Raw genomic sequence first — 26,431 nt, forward strand, 5'->3', positions numbered from 1 at the left:
ATCCCCTTTATCACTGGATTTATGAATCAAATGCTAGCCTTTAACCGAACCAGCTGTCATGCCCGCTACAATACGCTTGTTAAAAATAATAAAGAGCAGCAGCGGCGGAATCGTAATCAGCAAAATGTTCGTGAACAGCAGATTGTATTGCGTCACATACTGGCTCTGGAAGTTATAGAGCGTCAGCTGCACCGTCACATTGTCCGAGCCCGGAAGAAAATAAAGCGGGTTCGTGAAGTCATTAAAAATGGTGACCGAGGACAATACGATGATAGTAGCCGTAACAGGCTGGAGCAGCGGCAAAATAATGCCGAAGAACAGCCGGATGCCGCCTGCGCCGTCAATGACCGCTGCCTCATCTACCTCACGCGGAATGCCGCTCATGAAGCCTTTATAAAGCAGAACTGCAAACGGAAAGCCGAGCGCGACTTCGATCAAAATAAGGCCGATCAGCGTTTTGAACAGGCCAAGACCATCCATGACCCAGATCGTCGGCACGATTGCCGGTGGAATGATCAGCCCAGCAAGAATCAGGAAGTTGAACAATGGCGAAAGCTTCCCTGTCCGGCGCTGCAGCACATAGCCAGCCATGGCGCACAGTACGATCAAAATAGCGATGGAGGCCACCGTCAGCACCGTACTGTTGATGAAGGCGCGAACCAGCATAAAATCGCGGGCCACAACGACGGTTTTAATATTTTCCCAATACTGACTATTGGAAGCCCACGACATCGTCAACAGCGAAGACTCCTTCGCGTCCTTGCCCGAATTGACCAATATGAAGTAGAACGGAATCCAGAACACGACAATCGTGAACAAGACGGCACCAATCTCAAAGCCCCATTGTCTGATCTTTCTCACAGGTCTACCTCCTTGCGGTTCAAATACGTATAGAGCGGGAAGGCGAGAGCTGTCACAACGAGGAACAAAATCACATTGCCCGCTGTAGCGAGACCATAGAAGCCGCCTTGATACTGCTTGTAAATGATCGACGCGATCAAGTCGGTCGTGAAGCCTGGACCACCCTTGGTCATCGCCCACACCAGATCGAAGGAGCGCAGGCCGCCGATGAAGGCCAAAATAATAACCGAGTTCGTAGCCGGACGGCTCAGCGGCACAATAATGTTCCAAAACTTATGCCAGCTGTTTCCGCCGTCGATTTGCAAAGCTTCATAATATTCCGCAGGGATCGACAAAATCCCGGCGATGTAAATGACAGTAGCAAAGCCTAAGCCTTTCCACACATCGACCATGGCCACCGACAGCAGCGCGATTCTCGTATCGCCGAGCCAATCCGGCCCATCAATGCCAATCGCGGCAAGCGCTGTATTAATGACGCCTTGGGTCGGGTGCATCATCATGCTGAAGGCAATACCGACAGCAATCGTACTCACCAAGGTTGGAAAAAATATGACAGACCGCAAATAGCTTTTGGTCCGAATCTTCGAGGTTAGCAATACGCCTAGCAGCAGTCCAAGTGCGACCTTGAGCGTACAGGTAACGACTGCGTAGATCAGCGTATTTTTAAAACCAATGCTTAACGATTGCTCCTGAAAAAACGTAATAAAATTTTCAAAGCCGATAAATTCCCAATCCGACAGCGTCCATCTCGTCATGCTGAAGAAGAAGGACATAATCGTCGGCAGGATGAAAATAATAAAATAAATGATGGCTGCAGGCAGCAGGAACCAATAGGAGTAGGTTCGTTTAAAAATACTGTTCATCGTTATCACTCCTACATTGAAGTAAAGCGGCCCTGCAAGCAGGGCCGAACTTCTCTATCTATTTTTTACTAATATCCAAGCTATAGATTACCAGCCCGCCAGTCCAAGCTGTTTCGCTTGCTTCTCAACATCTTTATCGTAAGCAGCTGCGCCTTCCGGTGCCTTCTTAATGCCTGCGCCAACCTCGACGGTAATTTGCTCCAGGCTCGGTCCTTTAACTGGGGAAACGAACTCCAGCGCTGGCGCCGTTTTGCCTGATTCGAAATACGGCAGCATGTCTTTCACCAGCGTTGGCACATCGTCTGGAATCTTCGCATCTTTGATCAGATAAGGGCCAGTTGGCTTCGAGACCGTAGCCGCAACCTGTGTCCCTTCTACAGAAGCCATGAATGCCAGAAACTGCTTGGCCGCCTCCACATTTTTTGTTTCCTTATAAATGTAGCCTGCTCCCGGCATCCAGACGCTCAAACCGTTTTTCGAGGCATCGTCGCCAGGCTGGGCGAAAAAGCCGATATTTTCGATCTCATCCGGGAAGTTCTGCACAAGCGATGGCGATGCAAACGACAGCATTGGATAATGCGCCCCCTTGCCATCAGCAAGCATTTTGAGTCCTGCATCATAAGTTGTCGCCAGCATATCCTTGTTCATAAAACCTTTATCATACAGCTCCTGCAGCTTCTCGAAGCTTCTCAGCGCAGCTGGCGTACCTGCAAAAGTCGCCTTATGGGCGGTAAAATCATCCGCGAACGACGGCACCTGTGCCTGTACATTATAATAATCAGCCAGTACAACGAGCTGCGAGGTCCATGAGTCCTTATAGGAGCCGATGACCGGGGAAATGCCTGACGCTTTAATTTTCTCGTTATTGGCAATCAGCTCATCCCAAGTAATGGGCACCTTCAGTCCAAGCTCGGAATAAATCTTCTTGTTATAGAACCAGCCGCCAGCTATTGTGGAAGACGTCGGCACACCGTATACTTTCCCATCAAAGGAAACCGTCGGCTTGAAGGAATCCACAATATTGGACTGGAACGCTTCATTCGTCAGGTCCAGCATATTTTTCTCTGGAGACAATGCCTGCATTAAAGAACCCGAGTTATAAAAGAAAACGTCCGTCATATCCCCTGTCGCCAGGCGGGTCTTTACAATATTGTCGCCTTCGCCACCGCCCGGCCTTGTTTCCATCTCAACCGTAATGTTCGGATATTTCTTCTGGAAAGCGTCGACATAAGCATTCGCCAAATTGACCGAATCCTGTGTATTGTCCACCAGCAGCGAGAGCGTTACCTTCTTCTCTGTATTGCCGCCTGTGCCGCCCTCCGCCGTATTCGTACCGCTATTGCTGCCCGAATTGCTTCCGCCGCATGCCGCAAGCGTTCCGGTAAGCACAAGTGCGGTTGCTGTCATTGCGAGCGATTTAAGCTTCATATTCTTCATTTTTCGTTCCCCCTCATTCATGGTAGCCAATGCTGTATAAGATCTTTTCTATACCCTTATTGTAAGGAGGAAAGGCTTTTTATGAAAGCGCTTCATTTTTCGGGTGAGTGTCTGTTTTCTTTAGGTTGGGTCGTCGGATTGAAGCGCAAGGTCACACGGGTCCCTTCTCCTTCGCGGCTCCAGACGGTTAGCGAGCTGTCTGGCCCATAAGACAGCAGCAGCCGCTCCTTGACGTTGCGCATGCCGTAGCCTTGTTCTGTCTGGGCAATATCCGCCATCCCGACCCCGTCATCCTCGACCGTGAAAATCAAATACGGCCCGTCGGTTCCTCCCGTCAACCGTATCGTTCCCTCCCCCACCTTCGGCTCCAAGCCGTGGTAGATGGCGTTTTCAACCAGCGGCTGCAGCAGCAGCTTCATCATTTCCAGCCCCTTGATCGATTCCTCCACCTCCTCTATATAGTGGAAGCGGTTATTGAAGCGAATATTTTGGATGTTCAAATAATGCTCAATATGCTTCAATTCGTTGTATACGAGAATCGTCTCCTTGCCCTTGTTCAAACTGAGCTTGAAGCTTTCGGAGAGGGACACCGCCATTTGGGCGACCTCTTTGTTATTTTGCAAAATCGCCATCCAATAAATTGAATCCAGCGTGTTATACAAAAAATGCGGCTTTATTTGCGATTGCAGCGCTCTCAGCTCAGCCTCCCGCTCCTTGAGCTCCGAGTTGATCAGCCGCGCATTCAGCTCCTCATTCTCGCGGGCAATGCGCTTGAACGTTTCACCGATGACGCCAACCTCATCCTGGGCAAATTCCGCCGGAAAATCGCGCTTGCCGAGCGTCCAGTCGTTCATCATTTTTTTCAGCCGCAGAAGCGGCCTTGTAATCGTGCCCGATATAAAATAGGACAATATCAGCGCTGTCACCGCAAAAGCCGCGGCAATGAGGGTCGTCGCGAGACCAATGTACTGGGTATGCTTCAGCAGCTCCTTCGATTCGACGAGATGGACAAGCGTCCAGCTTGTCGTCTGATTATAATAAGGATTGACCAGAAAGCCTTCATTCCGCAAATGGCTCAGCGTCTCCGCGGTTGTCCCTCCATCAAGCGGAACGGTGTCATTATGGCTATACACCGCCTTTGTTGAGCCTGCAGCCTCACTGAGCACCATGAACGCTCCGTTCTCCTTGCTGCCCCCGAACACTTTATCAAAAATCGTCTTGGAAACGTTGACGACGAGAATGCCGATCGGCTCGCCGCCCGGGTCCTCCGAATCGCGAAACAGCTTCACGGTAGAAAAGGACTTGTTCGTTTCGTCAAAAATGTCTGACGGATAATACACAACCTTTCCCTTGCTCTCATACGCCTCCTTGTACCAGTCCGAGCCTGTAATCTTAGCTATTTTATCGCTTCCTTCATACACGCCCGCATCATCGGAGCGGCCAAAGCAGTAGGTGCGAAACTTCAGATCAAGCAGGCAGACCGAGGTCACATAACGCGTATCAGCAAAGCTGCTGCTGATTAGGCGCTGGAGCCGCGAGGAGGTTCTGCCGTTCACCGTATCGGGCTGTATGTCCGGATTTTCCCCGCTGCTGCGCAGGCTCTGCCGAATGGCATCGTTTACAACAATGGACAGATGAAAATTGTTAATATTCCGAAATAGCAAATCGGCGACCTCGCTGGACGTCCGCAAATGGTCCAAATTCGTTTTTTCATTCATATCCGTCAGCGTGTCCTTCGTAATATTGAAGGAAATATAGCCGAGCAGCATAATCGAAGGCACAATGAGCATGATCATCGCCGCCAGAAACCGGCTTCGGATTTTTTTGAACCGCAGCCATTCCACTAGTCGTTTTTTAGGCATGGCCGTCTTCCTTACGCTCGATAGAGTGGGCTTCCCGATAATGCTTAGGCGTCATGCCTACGAGCTTCTTAAACGTTTCTGTAAAATGCCTGTAGTTGAGATAGCCGACCTTCTCGCTGACTTCGCCGACAAGCATCCCCGCGCGCAGCATCACCTTCGCATGCTCCATACGTTCATGGGTCAAATGCTTAATGTAGGAAAGGCCCATTTCTTCTTTGAAAAGCAGACTGAAATACGTCGCATTCAATCCAACATGCTCCGCCAGCTCCTGCAAGGAAATATCTTGCCCAAAACGCTCCTCCATATAGGCAAGCGCCTTCTCGACCGCCGCATGCTTCGTGGAGCGTCTAGCTTCGGTAATCGCCGTCAGCATTGCCTCCACCTTGCTCCGCAGCCAGCGGAACATTTCCTCGCGCGTATGCATGACACCAAGCTCCTGATGCGCGACCTTGCCAAGGGAGCGAATATCCCGCCCCGTTTCCTTCAGCACCTCAAGCCCTACATAAACGAGCTGCAAAATTTCTCGCTCCGCCTGCTCCGGGTCCAGCTTCTGCTCCCCAACCGACGCCTCGAATTCGTCCAAGGCACCCAGCAATCCCTTCTTGTCTCCCGTGCGCAAGGAGAAAATGACAGACTCCTCATGCTTCGTCAAGTTGCCTGCCAGCTCATCGCTGCCTTCCATGTCCTCAATCCGGATCAAGCCACTTTCCTCCAAAAATCGGCCGTAGCGGAGCGCTCGCAGCGCTTCCTTGCAGCTTTTTGGCGCTTCTGCAAGCGAAGCATAGGTTCCTCCGGCTGCAAACAGCTCGCAGTCTCCGCCCTGCAGCATAAGCTGCTCCCATAGCTCATCTGCGGGAAGCTCGAAATGAAGCACCACCGACAGCCGGTCTGCTCCATTCGTAACCTCAACGATTCGATAGGACGTACTTTCCGCCAGCTCTACACATTCCGAGGAAAAAGCAAGCACCGTAATACCCGCAATATTTTCCCAATCCGGGCCGTAGCTTTCCTTCCACTTGCCTAGCGCAGTGTCGCCCGCGAGCAGCAAATTCAGCGTTGCTTTCTCCAGCAGCTCCTGCTGTGACGCCTCCCATTTTGATTTCATGGAGCTGAACGCTTGCTGCTTATCAATCCGCTCGATCGTTTTGCGCATCACTTCATCTATCTTCTCTACCGTAATCGGCTTCTCCAAATAATCGACAACGCCGAGCCCAATCGCCCGCATCACATATTCAAATTCGTTAAAGCCGCTGAACACGATAAACATCGTGTCCCCCGCTTCGCCCGCCACCGTCTCAATGAGGCGCAATCCGTCCATTCCCGGCATCCGAATATCCGTCAGCACAATGTCCGGGCGCTGCTCGCGGAACATCTCCAGTGCCGATAAGCCATCCCCCGCCGTTCCTACCAGCTCGACGCCATAACGCTGCCAGTCGATCATTTGGCTCAGCCCTTGGCGTACAATATATTCGTCATCAAACACAACCGCTTTCAGCATCTTCCCCATCCTTCCTGCAAAGCACCTTCTGATGATTCTAGTATACCCGCCTTATTCTCCTTCATCGTAATGGAGAGCCGCTTTTTTTCCTACCGTTGTTTATTTCAGGTCCATGTCTGTTTTTTTTAGGCGAAAAACAAAAACGGCACATCGCGGCATGCTCCGATGTACCATTTTTATAAATGTATATAGCTACTCATTCTCTTTCAACAGCTTGTAAAGATAATCGACAGAGCGCATCGCGTATTCGAACCGCTGGGGCTCGCCGTTCTTCACCAGCACCAGGCAAGGAACGCTTGTAATTTTCCAAGCCTCGCGCAGCTTGGGCGCGTAATTGATGTTGATTTTATACATCGTCGTCGGCACTTCCGCTGCCTGGACGATGTCCAGCATTCGCTCCGCTACCTTGCACGTTCCACAAAAAGGGCTGGAGAACAGCAGCGCATCCTTCCCATTGCCGATCCGTGCCAGACGCAGCCACTCATCCTCTTCGATTTCATAGATTGCCATTCGTTCGTCCTTCTTTCCTTGCTCTAGCTGTTTATGCGCCTAGCGGCACCCGGCCAGCTTCGTTGCCTTCTATTTTAACATAAGACATAGACGAGCAGCCGCCAACATACGTTTTTATAACAACCGTTTTTGGAAAGGATGCGATGAGGCTTGATGGACCTGCTGCTTTTGCTTGGTATGGCGTTTTTTTGGACAATCACCTATTTGCTTATTATTTATCAAGGCTTTAAGGATCGCACCTGCGGCATGCCTTTGGCTGCGCTCTGCGCCAACCTGACATGGGAGCTGCTGTTCGGCTTTCTCATGCCATTCAACCCGCTTCAGCAAATCATCACAATCGTCTGGTTCGCGCTCGACATCATCATTTTGCTGCAATTTTTGTATTACACCCGCAATGAGTATTCACCGAAAAAAATAGCTGTTATCGTCGGCGCACTGCTCGCTACCGCCTTCTTGCTGCATTACGGCGTCTCGGTCGAATTCCATGACCCGGAGGGCAAATATACCGCCTTTGGCATCAATCTGATGATGTCGATCCTGTTTATTCAAATGCTGTTCCAGAAGGACCTGCTAGGGCAGTCCCGTTTTATTGCCTGGGCGAAAATGCTCGGCACCCTATGCGCCTCCGTGCTCAGCTACAAGCTCTATCCGGATTCGCTGCTGCTGATGATCATGTACGTCCTTATTTTCCTTTTTGATGTTGGTTATATTTTACTCGTACAAAGCCGTTCGGTGAAAATCGTGCAGCGTCCCGGCGCAAAACAGGGCAATACGCAGCAGGTTGTTACATAAGAAGCAGAAATTATCTAATTGTCTACTTGTCTTGTTTTACTTGTTCCATAAACGTCCTGAGGTTTTCAACGATTTCTGTTGAATGAGTACGATATAAATAGTGGTCTGCTTCAAATAACACCATTTTTCCATGTACAGAATCTTTGATTTGCTTTTCATGCTCTGGTATCCATCTATCCGTTACTGGATGATTTGCTTGGATAAAGAACATAACGGGAAGAGCTTTTGGGAACGTTAAATGTTCTGCTGCTTCAAAATTAGCATACATATTTCCGGCCTCATTTAATTGATTGGCATTATATATGTTTTTGTGAATAAGTATTTTTAATTGTTCTTTTGTTTGATCATCATAGGGCAGCTCCGCATAGGGGTCATCGCCTATTTTCAATTGCAATCTGGCGAAACCTGTTTTTTTGAGCAGATTAAGCGTTCCTAATATGGAGGATCCTATCTTCTGCTCTTTTAGCGTTGGGACACTGCTGTCGAGCCCGACAAATGCGCTCACTTCGCTTGGATATTTGTTCACATAATCTAATCCGTATATCCCTGAAATGGAGTGGCCCATTAAAATATAACGGTCAATTTGAAGACTCTGCAGCACGTCATGAATTTCACTCACAATATTTTCTGTGCTGCGTTCTTTGTCGGTTAGATCGCTTAATCCATAACCAAACGGCTCAATCACGACGACTTTGTAAAATGGTGATAGTTGTTCAATTAGCGGCTTAAAATCAAGTGCTGGCGCTGCTGTACCATAACCTGGAAGGAGCACAATGGTTTCTTCTCCTTCTCCATGAGTCGATACATTCATATATTTCCCATCTACAGTTACAGACTGGCCATAAGGTAATAATTTCGCTTGCTCTGATTTGCTGCTGAACAGATCAACGAAAAAAACAACGGCTATGAAAACGACGATGGCTATAACTACGATGGCTAATCCTTTAAGTAAATTGCGAAGCCATTTTTTCATACTGCTGGCTGGCTTTTTATCTGTTGTTGTATCCAGCTCCACCTTGTGTACCTCTCGTATTTCCACTTGCATCTTCTCCTATCGTCATCTCTCTAATGGGCGCCCTTAAGGGCCGATAGGGAAAGCTTACACGACGAAAATGTACTCTACATGCCGGCAGGATGAACGGAGTATGAACGAGCAAAATAATGCCTGCTTCATCACATGCAAGGAAGCTTGCACCTGATGACGCAGGCATCGGGAGAGGTAACCGTATTGAGATAACGGATAAGCCACTTATTCAGTCAGCATTGTGACGGGCAAGGTGACGATGAAGGTTGTTTCCAGACCCGGTTCGCTTTCCACTCGGATATCGCCTTGATGAAGCGATATAATCTGCTTAACGATGGCCAGCCCCATGCCGCTTCCTTCATATTTTCGACTGTGAGAACGATCAGCCTTAAAGAAACGCTCGAATATACGCTTCTGATCCTCTAGCGAAATACCAATACCATTGTCTGATATTCGGACGGTAAAGTGTTTGATGTCTTGCTCGATGCTGACTTTAATCATGCCGCCATCCTTGGAAAATTTGATGCTATTGCCAATTATATTGGTCCATACCTGATTTAGCTGATCATGATCAGCCGTTAGCATAGCTGGCTTCAAATTAAGCTCAAAACGGATGTTGCGCGCCGACCACTGCGGCTGGATCGCGACGATAACTCGCCTTATCTGTTCATCAAGACTGAGCGTTGCCAGCTGCAGCTGCTGTGACTGTGATTCGAGCAAACTTAGCTTGAGCAGATTATCGCTCATCTTGGACATCCGCTTCGCTTCATTGATAATAATATCGAGATAACGGCTGCGCTCATTAGCTTCGATGCCTTCTTGCTTGAGGGCTATAGCATACCCGGATATCGAGGTGAGCGGCGACTGAACCTCATGCGACACGTTCGTTACGAATTCCCTGCGCATCTGCTCAAGCCGCTGCAGATCATGCATCATTTCTTCGAAGCTGCGAGCCAAAGTACCTAATTCACCCGTTTGCTTAATATTCAGCTTGACGTTGAAGTCTCCAGCTGCTATCCGCCTGGTCGCTTTTGTCAGCTTGTTAATCGGCCTTATGATGAAGATGGAGGCAATTAGAACAAACAAGCTTCCTGTAATCAACGAATACGCTGCAATCGTTAATCCCCATTTTATTACAAATGAGGTGGACGGAGGGGAGAGCGTCTCCACAAACATCGCTTTCATTCCCATATCTGTGTTCAACGGAAATCCAATGTAGGCAACAATAACACCCTCCGTATTGCCTTGAACCACTTCTCCATCTAATACTTTTTTTACTTGCTCCGCAGTTGTAGCAGCAGGCTTATGTCCGTTAAGCGCTCCGAAAGACTGGAATCGATCCGTTGCTTCATAAATTCGAATATGATAGGAATTGAGCTGCTTCATTTTACTTACTAATGCGTCCGCTTCACGTGATGGAATGGTCTCGTAGATCGAGGCGATGTCATGTCCAAAATTACGCAAAAGAATTTGCGAGTTTTCGTTCAATTGATCTTCAAATAGCCAAGTGGCTGCAAAAAAAGCAATGATCGTGCTCCCGATCACGGAGACTAGGAATATTAGGACTACGCGTGTATATAATGATTTGATCATTCTTGCACCTCAAGCCGATAGCCACTCCAACGAACCGTTTCGATATAAAAAATAGTAAGCATTCGATCCCTCTTTCCCTGTTTTGCATCCTATTCAGTAGAGAACATTATACTATACATAGCAAGGAGATATAGTAATTCAATCTAGGCAGCCTTTCCTATGTAACGCTTAGCAAATGGGGAAACAGCAGCGCTGTCCGCATTCCGAATCAGCTTCTTAAACGGCTCAATTTGGAGGAGGGCGCAGAAATCGAATTGGTTATTACTCCTGAAAATGAATTGCTGATGCGTCCTATGAAACAACAGCAAGAAACGAATGAAGAGCTGCGTGCTCATTTGAAGCGGCTCCTTTCCAAAATTCAGCCCGCTTCCCCTCGGCATGAGGAAGTCGATGTTGGCATTGAAGGAGACGAGCTCATTTGACGATACCTATCCCCGACCGAGGCGATTTAGTATGGCTGGATTTTGATCCCCAAGCTGGGCGAAAACCCGCGCTAGTATTATCCGAAGCTGATTTTAACGAGCTGACGGGCTTTGCAGTCGTCTGTCCCATTACGAGCCAAATCAAAGAATATCCGTTTGAGGTCGCGCTGCCAGAAGGTTTAGCCTTCTCTGGGGTTGTCCTGACCGATCAAATGAAAAGTCTGGACGTGCAGAAACGGAAAATGAAGATTATGGGCAGCGTCCCTATAAATTCTCCATTTATGAAAGCTGTAATGCGCAACACGCGCTCTATACTGGCCTAACTAAGCAATCGCCGCGCCCCTGACTGTTAGGAGCGCGGCGATTTCGTATGAATGAGCGATTTGCCAACTCTATTTTTATTCGCGTATAGTTAGGGTGAGAAACATGGCGAGCGAACAAGAGCATCATACTCACGTGCTCGCTCAGCTCAGATCGAATATTCGCCTATTTTAAAGGACTGACATTCCGCTATTTCAGCATATTTCATGTTATCAGCTGCCGGGCGGACAGAGAATCCGTTATTCTACTTCCTATCGCTTCAAATAGGAGACATAGGGACGAATAGCGGCTTCTGTGTCCGCCAGCACCAGTCAAAACCGTTTTTGGAGGGAATAACGGCTTCTATGTCCGCCAAAATTCCTATGAATCCAAATACATCCAAATACATGATAATAAATACCTATACCGCGCACTTTTTGAAGAGTTAATGCTGTAGGCTAGCCAACAAGTCCGGCCTTCAAGAAATGTCTCAGGAGATTGATTCGAATGATGCCTATAGATAAACAGAACCAGCGAAAAAAAGATGCCGCACTCCAGCAGCTTCCCGCACAGCCGATTTCGGAGTGGCGAAAATGGCTGCTGCAATGCTTGGAGCCGCTTGCTGCACAAACGAGAAACAGCGACTATGCCAGCCGCGCAGCTGAGCTTATTCAGCAATCGCGGCCGGCTTTTTCCCCTGCGATGAAATGCCTGTTCGAGCTGCACAGCTTCCTGTTTATTATGGAGCAGCTGCATACGGGCACGTTCGTCGGCTACCATACGCGGGTAGCGATGGAGGACGTGCAAGGCAGCATCAGCAAGCTGTTCGAGCAGTCGCCTGCGCTCGCTGATGCCGAGCCGGCGTTTTGGGACCGCCTGGCGGAAACGCTGGCGGATTTGCGTGGAAGACTGCTCGCGGAGGAGCGGTATGCGGATTATTTTTCACCTGTGTATTATGCGCTTTGGAAAAAATGGCTCTATCCCCGCTTGCCGGGCAGCCCGTTATTTGTAGAGGAGCTTGCGCACTTGGAGGCGCTGAAGCCGCAGCAGAAAATCGCCCAGACGCGTTATCAATGGATGTTCGCCAAATGCTGGCTGTGCTTTCTGCTAGGACGCGACGAGGAGGCACAAGCGCTGTTAACCGCGCTCAACCGCAAATCCAGATTGCGCATTCATGATTATTACGCCCTGCTGGATGAGCTTGAGCAGCGCAAGGAGTGGAATCGGCTGCTCCATTGGCTGAAGCAAACGGCCAGCTTGCTGGAGGATCATCATGGCGTGCATTTGAACGCTTTTTTCGCCTATTGGGATGCGGTGCTGGCGCAAATGCCTCAGGAGGAGGAAGCCATGTGGGAGCAATTGCTGCTCCTGCTGCCCGCCTCGCGCTCCATCTATGCGGACAAGCTTCATCATTATGAAAAATGGCAGGAGTGGATCGACTACCAGCTAAGTGAAGGCATCGACCCGCTGTATTATCGCGTCGCGATGTTCGCCCCGATCGAGAAGCACGCCCCTGAGCTGCTGCTCCCCTTCTATCACCAAGCTGTCGAGCGTTATGTGCTGCTGAAAAACAGGGACGGCTACAAATCGGCGGTCAAGCTGCTGAAACGATTAGCGAAGCTGTATAAAAAACGCAAGGACGAGGCAGGCTGGGAAACGTTCATCACCGTCTTCGCCGGGCGCTACAGCCGCTTGCGGGCTTTGCAGGAAGAGCTGCGAAAGGGGAAATTGCTGTCATGAGCACGGAGCTGACAAAGAGCCCATCATGGACGACGATAACGGTCCATTTGGCTTTAACCGATTTTGGCGATGCGCTGCTGTATGCGGTGGACGATCGTCAGGATCTGCTTTCCGGCGTTCGCCTCAAGCAAAGCTTGTTTGCTTGGCATGCAGCCACCACCTATGGAACAGAGCTTGAAATCAGGCAAATGGAGCAGGCCCAGCTGGTCGTGCTTCCCGCGGAGCATGTGCTTCCCTTCTTTGCCGAGCAGCGCCTGCTGGCGCATATTCACTGGGCATGGGACGAGCAGTCGGCTGCGCTCATCCGGCTTGCGCCTTTGCTGCATGAGCACATGGAGGCCAAGCGCTACTTGCCGAGCCACTCCGCATGGCGGGCCGGGCAGCTGCAATGGGTGTGGGACACCTCTGCTTCGGCGGAGCTGGCAAGCGAGCTGGAGCTTGCCCAGGACAAGGTGAAGGATGGCCGCTTGTCGAATGGCTTTCTGGGCATGCTGGAGGCCGCCTTCTCGGCGGCGGTGTTCCAGCGCTATTACAACAGTGAAGCGGCGTCCGCCGATTTGCGCGCGGAATATCCGCTGCTGTTCGTGAAGGAGAAGGCGATCTTTGCTGGTCTTGATGCGTCCGGCTGGCTGATGGCCGTCGGCTGGAAGGCAGACCATGCACCGTTCCGCCCCATGCTGCAGCTGCTTGAGCCGGGAGAGGAAACCGATGAAGCGTGGCAGCTGCGGCTCGTGCTGCAGGACAAGCTGGACCCTTCCGTGCTGCGGCCCGTGAGGCTGTCGCAGCATGGCGATGTCGCCGGCGAAGTTCCGGCGGCTTGGGTTCATGCTGTGCGTGATCGCTGCGCCGGATGGCTGGATCATCTGCGCGCTAGTCTGCCTGACGAGCATTTGGCAGGCGAGAAATACGATGTGCTAAGAGTGCCGCTCAGCAGCGACTCCGTTTGGCGCTTCCTGACGGTGGGCAGCAACCGCCTAATCGAAGCGGGCTGGCAGGTGCTGCTCCCCGCCTGGTGGGAAAGTGCCCGCCGCAAAAAACCGCGGCTGCGCGCCAAAGTCAAGGAAGAGGAAAACCCGGCCAAAGGCCGCTCCTTCTTCGGGCTGGACGCCATTATTGAATTCGATTGGCGCGTTTCCGTCGGCGATCTTACCCTCACGGAAGCCGAGTTTGCGGAGCTGCTCGCCCGTCAGGAGCGGCTGCTGCAATTCCGCGGGCAGTGGGTGACGCTCGATCCCGGCCTGCTGGAGCAAATCAGCAAGATGATGAAGGGCATGAACAGCGCCCAAGGGCTCTCCTTCCAGGATGTCCTTCAGCTCCATCTGCTTTCGCGGAAAGACTACTTCGCCCGCAAGGAAGAAGACGCAGAAGCATCGGCGGAAGAGGCTGAGAATGAGCAGCTGCGGCTGGAAGTCGAGCTGAATGGCTATATGCAGGAGATGATGGATCAGCTCGTGCAGCAAAAAGAGGCGCCGGCGCTCCCCGTACCTGCGGGATTGCAAGCGACGCTGCGCGCTTATCAGCAGGAGGGCTACTCTTGGCTTGCTTTTATGCGTCAGCTCGGGCTCGGTGCTTGTCTCGCCGACGACATGGGCCTCGGCAAGACGGTGCAGCTCATCGCCTATCTGATGAATATGAAAGAGTCGGGCGGCGCTGGCCGCACAGCCGCCCTCATCATTTGCCCGACCTCGGTGCTCGGCAACTGGCAGAAGGAAATTAGCCGCTTCGCGCCATCACTGAACGTCATGCTGCATTACAGCAGCAAGCGGCTGGCGGGCGACGCTTTCTACGAAGCCGCCAGCGAGGCGGATGTTATTCTCACTTCGTTCGCGACCTCCATGCTCGATCAAGAGCTGCTGCAAGGCCGCACATGGGAAGCGATATGCCTCGATGAGGCGCAAAATATTAAAAATGCCCAAACGAAGCAGGCCGCCGCCATTCGCAGCCTGCCCGCCAAGCATCGCATTGCACTGACCGGAACGCCGATTGAAAATCGGCTGAGCGAGCTGTGGTCGATCTATGATTTTATGAATCCTGGCTTTCTCGGCAGTGCGCAGGGCTTTCAGAAGCGCTTCGCTACGCCAATTGAGCAGGAGCAGGACCCGGAGCGCGTGATCGATTTGCAGCGGCTGGTCAAGCCTTTCATGCTGCGCCGCAAAAAGAAGGACCCGGCAATTCAGCTCGACCTGCCGGATAAGAACGAGATGAAAACGTACGTTCATCTTACCGCCGAGCAAGGCGCGCTTTATACGCAAACCGTCAACGAGCTGATGGCTAAAGTGCAGAGGGTGGAGGGCAACAAGCGCCGAGGCGCGATTTTGTCCGTGCTGACACAGCTCAAGCAAATTTGCAATCATCCTGCTCTGCTGGAGGATGGGATGCCGCTTGAGGTGATGGAAGCGGAAATCGCCAGCGGAACGACTGGTGCCGAGGCTGCAATGGAATCGCTGATCAGCCGATCGTCCAAGCTGGAACGGCTGATGGCGATGGTGAAGGAGCTGCGAGCCGAAGGCGAGCGCTGCCTTATTTTTACGCAATATATCGGCATGGGACAGCTGCTGCAGGGCATCCTTGCGCGGGAGCTTCAGGAGCAGGTTCTTTATTTGAACGGCAGCACAACGAAGCTCACTCGCGACCGGATGATTGAGCGGTTTCAGTCGAATACGCTCCCTGCATCCGAGCAGCCGAACGTCTTTATTTTGTCGATAAAAGCGGGCGGCGTCGGCCTTAATCTGACTGCGGCGAATCATGTGTTCCATTTCGACCGCTGGTGGAATCCCGCCGTGGAAAACCAGGCGACCGACCGCGCCTACCGCATGGGGCAAACCCGCGACGTTCAGGTGCACAAGTTCATTGCGCTCGGCACGCTGGAGGAGCGTATTGATGAAATGCTGGAATCGAAGCAGAAGCTGAGCGAAAATGTCATTTCCAGCAGCTCCGAGACCTGGATTACCGAGCTGGACAATGCTGCGCTCCAGCAGCTCGTTACGCTGAAGCAGGACTGGGCCGGCGAAGCTTAAGCTGCGGCCGGTTTTATGCTAAACTGGTTGTACCTTATTTAATTAGCCGCAAGGGCGGAAAGGCGGGAATAGGATGGAATACGCGTTTGTCATTGAGCCTCAGCATTATGAGCCTTTCGAGAATGATGAGGAACAGCTGGAGAAATGCCAGGAATGGGGCTTGCTCTCGGAGAAAGCGAGCAAAGCCAAAACCTTTTATTATAAAGGCAACGGCCTGAATGTTGTTTGCAGCATCGTCGGCTTCGTCGATAAAATGACCGCCGTTATTCAGCTAGATAACGATCAAAAGCACTGCATTCACCCTTCCTATTTGAAGGAAATGCAGGCCGCGAGCTACGGAGCGAAGCATACAGCTCACGCCGAAGCGAGCGAGGCCAGCGATGGCAGCGGATCGGAAGCAGCGGCAGCCACTGGTGAAGCACAAGGCGCGGAAGGAAACGCAGATGCCAGCTTTGAGGCTGAGGCAGAGACTGGGATGTCCTCCACGAAGTCGGTTGAGGAAATGCTGGAGGAAGCCGGTTTCGCATTCGACTCGGTCGAAAGTGCAGCGGCGATTCCAGACGCTGTAGAGGAAGCGGCTAGCACGGATGCTGCGGACTCGGCCAGCGACCCAGCAGAGCAAACGGAAGAAAAACCGAAAAGCAAAGCCAAGAAGGAGAAAGCGCCGAAGCTTGTGCTGCCGGAGGAAAAGGTGAAAATGATCGCAACCGTTAAGGAATTTACGACGGTGCCGAACCATTTTTCCGATAATGATGATGAGGTTGTCATTTATGAGGCGGTGTCCATTACCGAGCCGGAAACGCCCGTGGGCGAAGCCTGGTCAAGCCATAGCGCCACACTCAAAAAACAGGAGCTGGAGGTTGGCGATATCATCACCTTCGAAGCAAAAATTGTCGCCAAAAAGCTGACCAAGCATCCCGTCGCTTATAAAATCAACAACCCGGCGAAAATCAATAAAGAAGAGGCTTAAACAAGCGTAAACGGCGCTGCAGTCCTTTAAAGGCAACGCTCGTTTCGTGATGAAATAGAAGCCGAATTATATGGAAAAACATATAAATTCTTATATTTCAAGAAAAAGAGCTCAGCTGAGCTCTTTTTCTATTTTGCATATAAAACTGGGTTATGCTTTAATGACACGGCCCTCGGAATCTTTAAAGGCTCCGCAAATGATAATTTTCCTGCATAAAAACGGTGAATACCTAATGAATTCTACTCTTCCATTTGCATTTCCCCCGCCTATTTTGCTATTATTATAGAACGAACGTTCAGTATAGTTTATCGCTATATATTTTATGCACGCCGTTCACTATAACAGAAAGGGGCAGCGCCTCATGAATAAGAAACAGCTGCAAAGCGAGCAGACGAAGAAGAAAATCGCAGGTGCCGCGCGGGCGCTTTTTGCCCAAAAGGGCTATAAAGGGACTTCGATTGAAGATATTGTAGAGGCGACCGAAAGCAGCAAGGGCAATATTTATTACCATTTTAAAAGCAAGGAAGGTTTGTTTCTCTATCTATTAGAGGAATGGGATTTGGAATGGGAGCAAACATGGAACGAGCAGCAGGCGCGCTATGAGACGTCCACCGAAAAGCTGTACGCCATTGTCGAGCAAGGTGTGATGGATGATTTCAGCCATCCGCTCACGAAAGCGGCTGATGAATTTTTCAATCATGAGGAGAAAACCCATGAGGTAGAGAAACGAATGACGGTCATGATCGACCGGCATTTGGAATTTAACAAGCGCCTCATTCAGGAGGGCATTGATCGAGGCGAATTAGAGCCGATGCATGTTGAGCATTTGGCGATCATATTGGAAAGCTTGTTTTTCGGCTTGAATCAATTGTCCAGACGCTCCTATGCGATGGATGAGGTTTTGAAAATTTACAGGACCGCTGTAAAGGTCGTCCTTCACGGCATCGCAAGCTCCAGCCGCCAGCAAATCTAATGATTGCTACAACCTAGATCAAGATGAGAGGATTTTAACCATGTCATTATTACTACGGAACAGAGGGGCTATACTCCTTCTGATGGGCAATATTTTGCTCGTATTTACAGGCATTGGGCTCGTGATTCCCGTTATGCCTGCCTATATGCGAGAGCTGGATTTGAACGGAAGCATACTTGGCTTCATGGTAGCGGCTTTTTCCTTGGCCCAATTATTATTTTCCCCGCTTGCAGGCAGGCTCTCCGATTCTATTGGCCGAAAAAAAATGATTGTGGCGGGCGTTGCGCTGTTCGCCCTCTCGGAATGGATGTTTGGTGCGGTCAGCGAGCCGTGGCTGCTGTTTGTTTCACGCATTCTCGGTGGAATCGGGGCCGCGTTCAGCATGCCTTCGATTATGGCTTATGTCGCTGACGTTACCAGCAATGAAGAACGCGCCAGAGGCATGGGCTACATCAATGCCGCGATTACGACCGGATTTATTATTGGCCCCGGCATCGGAGGTTATTTAGCCGAATTTGGCGTACGCGTGCCTTTTTATGTAGCGGGCATTGCCGGCGGGGTGGCCGCCATTGTTACGCTGCTTGTTTTGCCAGAATCCAAGGCGAATTCCGCTCCAACGCCTGCCGCTTCTGCTCCCGCTAAGGCTTCGTCTTCGGCTGGCGAACCCAGCTTTATGTCCCAGCTGCTGACGTCTTATAAACAGCCGTATTTTTTCAGCTTAATCATCGTGCTTGTCGCCTCGTTCGGACTTGCGAACTATGAGACGGTATTCGGCCTATTCGTTGACCATCGCTTCGGCTTTACGGCAACCGACATCGCGTTTATTATTACGTTCGGCTCTATCGCGGGCGCGGTTGTGCAGGTAACGATTTTCGGCTGGATTTTGAATCGGTTTGGCGAGCAGAACGTCATTACGTGGTCCTTGTTTGTAGCGGGACTATTCGTTCTGCTGATGCTATTGACCAACAACTATTGGATGGTGTTCGTGGTCACCTTCTTTCTGTTCCTGTCCGTCGATATTTTGCGCCCAGCAATCGGCACCCAAATTTCAAAAATGGCGAATGATCAGCAAGGCTACCTCGCTGGCTTGAACTCCGCTTTTACGAGCCTGGGCAACATTCTCGGACCGATCACTGCGGGCGTGCTGTTTGATATGAATATCAATTTCCCTTACGCCTCCGCTGGCATCGTGCTCCTGCTGTGCTTCCTTCTGTCCATGCGGGCGGGGAAAAAGAAACGAGTGCCGGTCCGCGGCTAAAGCCGCTCATCATTGCCTGCGGCAGCGATTCCGTTCAGCATCGCCCTGCCCTTCAAAACAAAAAGCAAGCTGCCGCTGCTATGAAGCACGGCGCTTGCTCTCTATGGGTCAGCTTTGGCATATTTGCCAAAGCCGGCCTTTTTTCATTAAGGAATGCGTGTATTTATTGGACAGGCAGCGTATATATCCACGAATATTGTCCAGGATCAAGCCCGGTCCCACCTCGCAATGCAGCTTTAGCAAAGATAGATCCATTTGCTTTTCCCCTGCACCGCAGCTTTCTTTTATGACCCATTTGAGCTGGCTATTTTCCGCGTACGTCTGTATCGGTGCTGCAAGCACCATGACCATTCTCTCACAGCTTGCCCTGCTCTTCCTCCAGCAGCTCTCGCGTTCGGCGCGGCGAGTGGCCGATGACCTTTTTGAACATTTTGGAGAAAAGAAAGGGATCGGTGTAGCCCACCGAGCGGGAAATATCGCTCACCGACAGCTGCTTGCTGCTCAGCAGCTCTACCGCCCGATTCATTCGAAATTGCAGCAAAAACGCTTGCAGCGACAGGTCAAACTGCTGTTTGAACAAGCTGGACAAATAGGTTCGATCCAAGCCGACCACCTGAGCGATTTGCTCAACCGTTGTTTTCTGGCTGTAGTTATTTTCGATATAGGTAATCGCTTCGTTGATGTAGGTTTCCTTGGAGTTGGCACGGAGCGACCGCGATTCCGTTAATGCAGGATCTGCACATTCAATTAATTCCCCAATTAGACGGTACAAAATGCTCTGGTACAAAATGTCCCGGCTGCCCGTTTCATGGGCATCCATCAACTGCTTATGGCTGGTGTCGAACCAGTTGGCGCCATCGTTATCAGCTCTTCCGCTGCCGTCCTGACTATCGTCTCTCCCCGTCCTCTTGGCACGAAATATCGGCTGCGAAACACTGAGCCCCGCCCGCTGCACAAAAGCTCTGGCATGAAGCCCGTCAAAACCAATCCACGTATACACCCAAGGGTCAGCCTCATCCGCTGTATAATGGACAATCGCGCCTGGCGTTATGAGAAAGCCCTGTCCTTGTGACAGCTGGTACGTCTCTCCTCCGGTACTAAATTCACCTGAGCCGCTGATCACATAATGGATAATATACAAGTCGCGTAAGCCCGGGCCCCAGCTATGCAGGGGCTCACATTCTTCCTTGCCGAAAAAACGCAAAAACAGCTCCATCTGCCGCTGCGGCGTCTCCCGATTATGTCTGACTTCGGTCAGAGGCATTCGACATCCCCCCTCATTATGACAGGTAATAGTATAATAGAACGAATGAAACCATGCAATGTAAAGGCATTATGACAGGTTTAACAGGAATTACTCCATGTTCGCGCGGCCTCTCCGGGACTATAGTTAAGGAGTCAAAGCTATTCATAAACGGAGGCGAATTCATTGGCGAAAATAACGTTCCTTGGTGCGGGCAGCACTGTTTTTGTGAAAAATGTGTTGGGTGATGTCATGCTTACAGAAGCACTGCAAGGCTTTGAGCTAGCTTTGTTTGATATTGATGGCGGAAGGCTGCGTGAATCCGAGCAGCTGTTACTGAATATGAAAGAGTCGCTCGGAAGCAGCTGCGTCATAAAAGCGTATACCGACCGCAAGGAGGCGCTTCGCGGCGCTAAATATGTCGTCAATGCCATTCAGGTTGGCGGTTACGATCCTTGCACGATTACGGATTTTGAAATTCCGAAAAAATATGGCTTGCGCCAAACTATTGCCGATACTGTCGGCATCGGCGGTATTTTCCGAAATCTGCGGACGATTCCGGTCGTGCTTGATTTTGCAGCAGATATTCAGGAGGTTTGTCCAGACGCCCTGTTCCTCAACTACACCAACCCAATGGCTGTATTGACGAATGTGCTCATTTCGCAAGGCGGCTTGCAGGCTGTAGGTCTATGTCACAGCGTACAAGTATGTGTACCGGGTCTATTCGACCATCTGGGCATCGATACTGCAGGTGTCAAAACGAAGATCGCCGGTATTAACCATATGGCGTGGCTGCTGGAAGCAACGAAGGACGGCGTAGATTTGTACCCGGAAATTAAACGGCGCGCGGCGGAAAAACAAGCGGAGAAGCATCACGATATGGTACGCTACGAGCTCATGCTGAAATTCGGCTATTATGTCACAGAATCATCCGAACATAATGCCGAATACCACCCGTATTTTATTAAACGGAACTATCCAGAGCTGATTGAACGCTTCAATATTCCGCTGGATGAATACCCGCGCCGCTGTATTGAGCAAATTAAAGGCTGGGAAGAAAGACGAGATTCGATGCTTGCTAACAAGAAGATTGAGCATACGCGCAGCCGCGAATATGCTTCACATATTATGGAAGCTATCGAGACCAATAATCCTTATAAAATCGGCGGCAATGTGATGAACACTGGCCTGATTACGAACTTGCCGAAGGAAGCCTGCGTCGAGGTGCCTTGCTTGGTTGACCGTTCCGGCGTAACGCCAACCTATGTCGGCGATTTGCCGCCGCAGCTGGCAGCTTTGAATCGGACGAATATTAATACACAGCTGCTCACAATTGAGGCAGCCAAAACACTGAAGCGCGAGCATATTTACCATGCAGCTCTGCTCGATCCGCATACGTCGGCAGAATTGTCGATGGATGACATTGTCTCGCTATGCGATGAGCTGATTGAAGCGCATGGCAGTTGGCTGCCAACGTACCGCTAAAGTAACAACCTGTCATTATAGATTAAAGCAGGCCATATAGCACAACTGCTATTACGCAAAAAAAGGGTTGAACGAGCCGCATGCAGCTCGTCCAACCCTTTTTTAAATGGCTATCTATTCAGCTTACGCTTTGTTGGAAGAACCGAACTCGCGCATTTTACCCATAACGGTTTGTTTAATCGCTTCGCGGCCTGGAGCCAAGAATTTACGTGGATCGAATACTTCGGAATCCGAAGTCAGGATTTCACGAGCAACTTTAGTGAAGGCGATTTGGTTTTCAGTGTTAACGTTGATTTTAGCTGTTCCAAGGGAAATGGATTTTTTGATTTGCTCAGTAGGGATACCAGTACCACCATGCAATACCAATGGCAGCTTGATCGTTTGGCAAATTTCTTCCATTTCTTTGAAGCCCAGGTTTGGTTCGCCTTTGTAAGGACCGTGAACGGAACCAAGTGCTGGAGCCAGGCAGTCGATACCTGTAAGCTCAACCAGTTGTTTACACTCTTGTGGATCAGCGTAGATAACGCCATCAGCAATAACGTCATCCTCTTGTCCGCCAACTGTTCCCAGTTCAGCTTCAACGGAAATGCCGCGCTCGTGAGCATATGCAACAACTTGCTTCGTTGTTTTTACGTTTTCTTCGAATGGGGAGTGGGAAGCATCGATCATAACGGAAGTGAAGCCTGCATCGATTGCTTCTTTACATTTGTCGAAGCTGGAACCGTGGTCCAAGTGAATGGCAACTGGAACTGTGATTTTCATTTCTTCGATTAGGGATTTAACGATTGCAGTAACAACCGTGAAACCGCCCATGTAACGAGCAGCGCCTTCAGATACGCCCAAAATAACTGGGGATTTTTCTTCTTGAGCAGCGCCCAAAATTGCTTGCGTCCACTCCAGGTTGTTGATGTTGAATTGACCAACCGCGTAACCTTCTTTTAAACCTTTGTTCAACATGTCTTTCATCGAAACCAATGCCATGATAAATCCTCCTTCAAAGTAGTTGCAATTTAATGAATAGAACTTTCAATCATGCCCATTGATCTACTGCTTAAAATAACGCTCATAAACGACAAATCTATAGGCATGAGCGGAATTTTCGTTTCCTTGTTCACATTCTTCATCTAATACTACATGTTATCATAAATTATATTATAAAACTACCTGCGCTGCGAGTGAATACTTTTCACACAATTGATAAGAATTTATAAATGCGTTAATCCGATTCGACGGATACACCATTTCTTTTTATTAGAGAAAATAAAGGGCTTAGCCGTTTCTCAGCCCATTCGGCAAGGAATAAAATCAGCATCAAGCCCAGCAGCGCCGCACATACGGATACCGGAATGAGCCAAAGATGCGTCGAATGGGAGAAGAATGGAATCAGCGATACCGCTACAATTGGCGGAGCGTTCCACTTAAATTTAGTAATCATCCAAATCGTGATCAACACATTCGCGAACAAGGAAATCGCGCTTGGATAGATGAAAAAGAGCAGCGTACCGACGATTGACGAAATAAACGCGCCTAATGTAATTTTGCTCAGCTCCGTATAACGGAATGACCGCGAGACAAACAGGAAGCTGAATGCCCCCAAAGTAGGAAAAAATAAGGTATCCAGAAAAGAAAATTGCAAAGAAAGCCAATAAATAAGCATGACGTAGACGCCGATTGCGATAATTTTTAGATTCATTTTAAACCAGTGAACCTCCAGTCAAAATAGCCAGCGGATTACCTGAGTGTTCTGCATGGAATACTAGCAGTATTACAGTGCCTGCTTCATTTTATAAAGTTTCTCAAGAAGTGTCAATGCTGTGAACCATCTGCCAAATGACAAAAAAGCACCTGCACGGCGCTCTTGTCTAATCGATTTTTGTTTGTCTGAATCCGCCTCGATCGCTACCTGCCGTTGCTGTCTTCCCAGACGTCAACACAATTTCATCAAGATAAGTGAGACAGATGGACGAACCAGTTCTCTTAACGCTTGCTGAATTGCCGTTCAGAACACTAAAACTCGGCTTCTCCTTGGCTCAGTCTGTGTAATAGCCCTTCCCACTAACTAATTCACTCGCGGTTCTAGTAAATTTATCACTACTTGGTTGCTGGTGTTATCATTACGGCCGTTCATCCTTCCCAAAACGTCTTCTCGCTCAATTCACTATTCATTGGAGTATTATGTTAAGTGTGATTTGATCAAGCCAGCCTAAACTCTTTCTGAAAGCAAACTAAATTATTTCTGGTTATGCTTAGGAAGAATAGGAAAAAGCTTTATAAACCAATAAATGTTAGGATTCAATACCCTTTTATTCACTGTTCTTATACTAGATAATATTTTGATTCCGTATATTAAAAAGAAACCATAAATTCCTTTTCTCGTATACAACTCCAAATTATTAAATCGTGGAGGAATGAGTAATATATCTAACAAACTTAATTTTGGAGAAAGATCAGGAAGACTTGTTCTTATAACTGCTGTACTTGGCGTTTTAGGAGCTGGATACTTCAAAATATTAAAATTCACATTGAACAATCTTGCAAATAAAATATATCTCTCATTTTTTATCAGCTACGAACATATAATTGCAGCCTGTATGCTCTCGAGCGCTTTTTTAATTTTAGTTTATGCAATATATTATTGCTATTGTGAATTTGCAGCTCTGAATTATACGAACAGGGATGAAGGGAACAACGAAGCTTTACAAGTAATGCATAAAGCAGATCTTGCCTATAATTATGTATTCAAATTCTCCTCTCTTGCATTCATACTCTCCGGGATAACGATAGTAATGTATATTAACATCGTTGGTTTTCTCTCTCTACAATATTTAGTTATGGGTGTTACAATATTTCTATTTCTCTTATTTCTATTTTTTTTAGCATTCAAAAATATCAGACAAGAATTGTGTAAAAGTCTTGTATCACTAAAAAACTACATTATCAGTAATCGCGGTAAAATTGCTTCATGGTTTATTACAACCTTTATAATAATCTATTTCATATTTATAACTATGAGTTTCAGTCAAACAACTGTATTTACAACTGAATTTTCGAACAAGTCCAGTGCTCCAATAAAATTTCATTTTGAAAATTCTGTACCCGACAAAATTACATTACAATTCTACTTTGTAGATAAAGACAACAACGAGCATTTGACTAAACAAACAGAAATTGAAACTTCTCAATTCAGACGCTCATTTATTGAGGTGACTGAACAATCGCAACAATCTAAAGAGTCATCCATAATAACTTTCTTAAATGATGAAATGAGTAAAAGCCAAGATGCTTATATAGCTGAAGATAGCCATTATGATTATAATTACGAGTTAAATTCTATTGATTATTTAAAAAAGGGTAAGAATTTTGTGATAATTCTGTTTAATAAAAACTCCATGAACAATAATAAGAATTATAGAATCGTTAATCAAATCGATATCAATGAAAATGGGGATGTAATCATTAACCAAGACAAATTTCAGGAAAAATTTTAAATGCAACTATGCTAACTATTAGTCGTGACTCAACTTCAACATATTCAAAGTAAAAACTTCTTTAAAACAAAGGCCGCAGATTAATTCATCAATTAACCTGCGGCCTATAATTTTAATATTCGTTAGCACTGCCGTTGTTACGCTTCTCTTCCGAACACCTCAAACTGCGTTAAAGCAGGGAACGGTGAAGGATCGGACGACTTCACTAATTCGCTTAGAGTTACATGGTCAATCGCTCTGGATTCCAGCAAAATCGTTTGCGGTTTATGGGTTTTGATCAGGCTGGCCTGATGCGAGCTGCCATCCGAAAACGTTAGCGTCACATTTTCCCAATAGTTATCATGCGGAAAATCTGCTCGCAGCGTTAAAACGACCTTGTCCACGATTACGGTACGTCCAAAATCGATCGAAATAGCCGCGTCCTCTCTCTGGTTAATGCCCCATGATTCATAAGGCCATTCGCCATGCGAATCATTCGCAGCATTCCCATTAATGGCGTTCCGTGCCGCAAATACGGCCTCGCCGCGCGTCTCCACATTGGCGGATGCATGCGGGAAGCAGGTTTCGTTGGCGTGCTGGTCATATTCATTTTTAGCTACATTTTTATAAGCACTTGTTTCCTCGACGGTTGCGAGGCGGGCAGTCAGCACATGGATGTCGCCCGTAAACGACTTAGGTGAGTAGGATACTCTTTTTTCACCAAAAGGAATGATATAGCGGTACTCCTCACCCTTCAAATAAATGAAGGCCGGATTCATCGAATCCTCCAACTGAATGACTAGATGCACATTAGCCTGCGAGCTTTTGAGAACGATTACATTTCCAGGCTCGTAAGCTTGTTTGTAGACCAAATAAACCTGTTCGCTGTCCGTACGAGTCTCAAGCACCGCTCCGTCGGCATTTTGAATTTCTAGGGATAAGTTAATCATCGCTTTTCTCCATTCTTCTTCGCTATTTATGACAAGGTTACTCTTATCGTAGCACAAGCGGCAAAACAGCTAAATGCTATTTTTATAGAAGCTACTGCATATTTTTAGGGCATTTGACGGTATACGATGAAAATGATCATTTGTATAAAAAAGAGCAGAGGCGCTT

At 48.7% G+C, this 26,431-nt stretch carries 21 protein-coding genes and 1 pseudogene; 10 read left to right on the forward strand and 12 right to left on the reverse strand.

The annotated features are described in order from the left end of the window. Positions 1 to 33: 33 nt before the first annotated feature. The 6 genes from WH37_RS16915 to WH37_RS16940 all read right to left on the reverse strand — a co-directional run bounded on the left by WH37_RS16915 (position 34) and on the right by WH37_RS16940 (position 7,031). Positions 34 to 861, reverse strand: a complete 828-nt coding sequence (locus WH37_RS16915; protein WP_046231778.1) for a carbohydrate ABC transporter permease — start codon at positions 859 to 861, stop codon at positions 34 to 36. After that, positions 858 to 1,724 (reverse strand): carbohydrate ABC transporter permease, encoded by an 867-nt coding sequence (locus tag WH37_RS16920; protein ID WP_046231779.1) that lies wholly within the window; start codon positions 1,722 to 1,724, stop codon positions 858 to 860. The genes WH37_RS16915 and WH37_RS16920 overlap by 4 nt, the downstream gene beginning before the upstream one ends. Positions 1,725 to 1,811: 87 nt before the next feature. Beyond that, positions 1,812 to 3,161, reverse strand: coding sequence for an ABC transporter substrate-binding protein (locus WH37_RS16925; protein ID WP_046231780.1), 1,350 nt, complete (start codon positions 3,159 to 3,161; stop codon positions 1,812 to 1,814). Between the two features lie 92 nt (positions 3,162 to 3,253). Further along, on the reverse strand, positions 3,254 to 5,023 hold the full coding sequence (locus tag WH37_RS16930) for a cache domain-containing sensor histidine kinase (protein ID WP_046231781.1): 1,770 nt from the start codon (positions 5,021 to 5,023) through the stop codon (positions 3,254 to 3,256). Beyond that, positions 5,016 to 6,521 carry a response regulator gene (locus WH37_RS16935; protein WP_046231782.1) on the reverse strand — a complete coding sequence of 502 codons (1,506 nt, stop codon included), beginning with the start codon at positions 6,519 to 6,521 and terminating at the stop codon, positions 5,016 to 5,018. The genes WH37_RS16930 and WH37_RS16935 overlap by 8 nt, the downstream gene beginning before the upstream one ends. A gap of 192 nt (positions 6,522 to 6,713) precedes the next feature. Continuing rightward, positions 6,714 to 7,031 carry a thioredoxin family protein gene (locus WH37_RS16940; RefSeq protein ID WP_052737032.1) on the reverse strand — a complete coding sequence of 106 codons (318 nt, stop codon included), beginning with the start codon at positions 7,029 to 7,031 and terminating at the stop codon, positions 6,714 to 6,716. A 153-nt stretch (positions 7,032 to 7,184) separates the two neighbouring features. Between WH37_RS16940 and WH37_RS16945 the strand changes: the two genes are divergently transcribed. After that, the gene (locus WH37_RS16945; RefSeq protein WP_046231783.1) at positions 7,185 to 7,823 is read left to right on the forward strand and encodes a transmembrane-type terpene cyclase; all 639 of its coding nucleotides are present in this window, start codon (positions 7,185 to 7,187) and stop codon (positions 7,821 to 7,823) included. Positions 7,824 to 7,845: 22 nt separating this feature from the next. Here the strand turns inward: WH37_RS16945 and WH37_RS16950 are convergent, their stop codons facing one another. Together WH37_RS16950 and WH37_RS16955 are read right to left on the reverse strand one after the other, a co-directional pair. Further along, positions 7,846 to 8,868, reverse strand: a complete 1,023-nt coding sequence (locus WH37_RS16950) for an alpha/beta fold hydrolase (RefSeq protein ID WP_414811850.1) — start codon at positions 8,866 to 8,868, stop codon at positions 7,846 to 7,848. A 204-nt stretch (positions 8,869 to 9,072) separates the two neighbouring features. After that, positions 9,073 to 10,440 (reverse strand): sensor histidine kinase, encoded by a 1,368-nt coding sequence (locus WH37_RS16955; protein WP_046231784.1) that lies wholly within the window; start codon positions 10,438 to 10,440, stop codon positions 9,073 to 9,075. A gap of 182 nt (positions 10,441 to 10,622) precedes the next feature. Here WH37_RS16955 and WH37_RS16960 point away from each other — a divergent pair. The 7 genes and pseudogenes from WH37_RS16960 to WH37_RS16990 all read left to right on the forward strand — a co-directional run. Then, positions 10,623 to 10,862, forward strand: a pseudogene (locus WH37_RS16960) (AbrB/MazE/SpoVT family DNA-binding domain-containing protein); the annotation flags it as partial. A 2-nt stretch (positions 10,863 to 10,864) separates the two neighbouring features. Continuing rightward, the gene (locus WH37_RS16965; RefSeq protein WP_046231877.1) at positions 10,865 to 11,185 is read left to right on the forward strand and encodes a type II toxin-antitoxin system PemK/MazF family toxin; all 321 of its coding nucleotides are present in this window, start codon (positions 10,865 to 10,867) and stop codon (positions 11,183 to 11,185) included. A 484-nt stretch (positions 11,186 to 11,669) separates the two neighbouring features. After that, positions 11,670 to 12,902, forward strand: coding sequence for a hypothetical protein (locus tag WH37_RS16970; RefSeq protein WP_052737033.1), 1,233 nt, complete (start codon positions 11,670 to 11,672; stop codon positions 12,900 to 12,902). Beyond that, positions 12,899 to 15,919 carry a DEAD/DEAH box helicase gene (locus tag WH37_RS16975; RefSeq protein ID WP_046231785.1) on the forward strand — a complete coding sequence of 1,007 codons (3,021 nt, stop codon included), beginning with the start codon at positions 12,899 to 12,901 and terminating at the stop codon, positions 15,917 to 15,919. The genes WH37_RS16970 and WH37_RS16975 overlap by 4 nt, the downstream gene beginning before the upstream one ends. Positions 15,920 to 15,992: 73 nt before the next feature. After that, complete coding sequence (locus WH37_RS16980; protein ID WP_046231786.1) at positions 15,993 to 16,889, forward strand: hypothetical protein; 897 nt, start codon at positions 15,993 to 15,995, stop codon at positions 16,887 to 16,889. A 361-nt stretch (positions 16,890 to 17,250) separates the two neighbouring features. Further along, positions 17,251 to 17,862: a TetR/AcrR family transcriptional regulator gene (locus tag WH37_RS16985; protein WP_046231787.1), complete on the forward strand. Its 612-nt coding sequence runs from the start codon at positions 17,251 to 17,253 to the stop codon at positions 17,860 to 17,862. 40 nt (positions 17,863 to 17,902) lie between these two features. Then, on the forward strand, positions 17,903 to 19,120 hold the full coding sequence (locus tag WH37_RS16990; RefSeq protein WP_046231788.1) for an MFS transporter: 1,218 nt from the start codon (positions 17,903 to 17,905) through the stop codon (positions 19,118 to 19,120). 355 nt (positions 19,121 to 19,475) lie between these two features. On the opposite strand, the gene WH37_RS17000 is transcribed toward WH37_RS16990, so the two are convergent. Further along, positions 19,476 to 20,384, reverse strand: coding sequence for an AraC family ligand binding domain-containing protein (locus tag WH37_RS17000; protein WP_046231790.1), 909 nt, complete (start codon positions 20,382 to 20,384; stop codon positions 19,476 to 19,478). A gap of 165 nt (positions 20,385 to 20,549) precedes the next feature. Here WH37_RS17000 and melA point away from each other — a divergent pair, with 165 nt between their 5' ends. After that, positions 20,550 to 21,848 carry an alpha-glucosidase/alpha-galactosidase gene (gene melA / locus WH37_RS17005; protein WP_046231791.1) on the forward strand — a complete coding sequence of 433 codons (1,299 nt, stop codon included), beginning with the start codon at positions 20,550 to 20,552 and terminating at the stop codon, positions 21,846 to 21,848. Positions 21,849 to 21,971: 123 nt separating this feature from the next. Here melA and WH37_RS17010 read toward each other — a convergent pair whose 3' ends face one another. Next, positions 21,972 to 22,829 (reverse strand): class II fructose-bisphosphate aldolase, encoded by an 858-nt coding sequence (locus WH37_RS17010; protein WP_046231792.1) that lies wholly within the window; start codon positions 22,827 to 22,829, stop codon positions 21,972 to 21,974. Positions 22,830 to 23,064: 235 nt separating this feature from the next. Further along, positions 23,065 to 23,541, reverse strand: coding sequence for an HPP family protein (locus WH37_RS17015; RefSeq protein ID WP_046231793.1), 477 nt, complete (start codon positions 23,539 to 23,541; stop codon positions 23,065 to 23,067). 715 nt (positions 23,542 to 24,256) lie between these two features. Between WH37_RS17015 and WH37_RS17020 the strand changes: the two genes are divergently transcribed. Next, positions 24,257 to 25,336, forward strand: coding sequence for a hypothetical protein (locus tag WH37_RS17020; RefSeq protein ID WP_046231794.1), 1,080 nt, complete (start codon positions 24,257 to 24,259; stop codon positions 25,334 to 25,336). 137 nt (positions 25,337 to 25,473) lie between these two features. Here WH37_RS17020 and WH37_RS17025 read toward each other — a convergent pair whose 3' ends face one another. After that, complete coding sequence (locus tag WH37_RS17025; protein ID WP_046231795.1) at positions 25,474 to 26,265, reverse strand: carbohydrate-binding protein; 792 nt, start codon at positions 26,263 to 26,265, stop codon at positions 25,474 to 25,476. Positions 26,266 to 26,431: the final 166 nt, after the last annotated feature.

This window comes from Paenibacillus algorifonticola (genome assembly GCF_000971975.1).
GTDB lineage: Bacteria > Bacillota > Bacilli > Paenibacillales > Paenibacillaceae > Pristimantibacillus > Pristimantibacillus algorifonticola.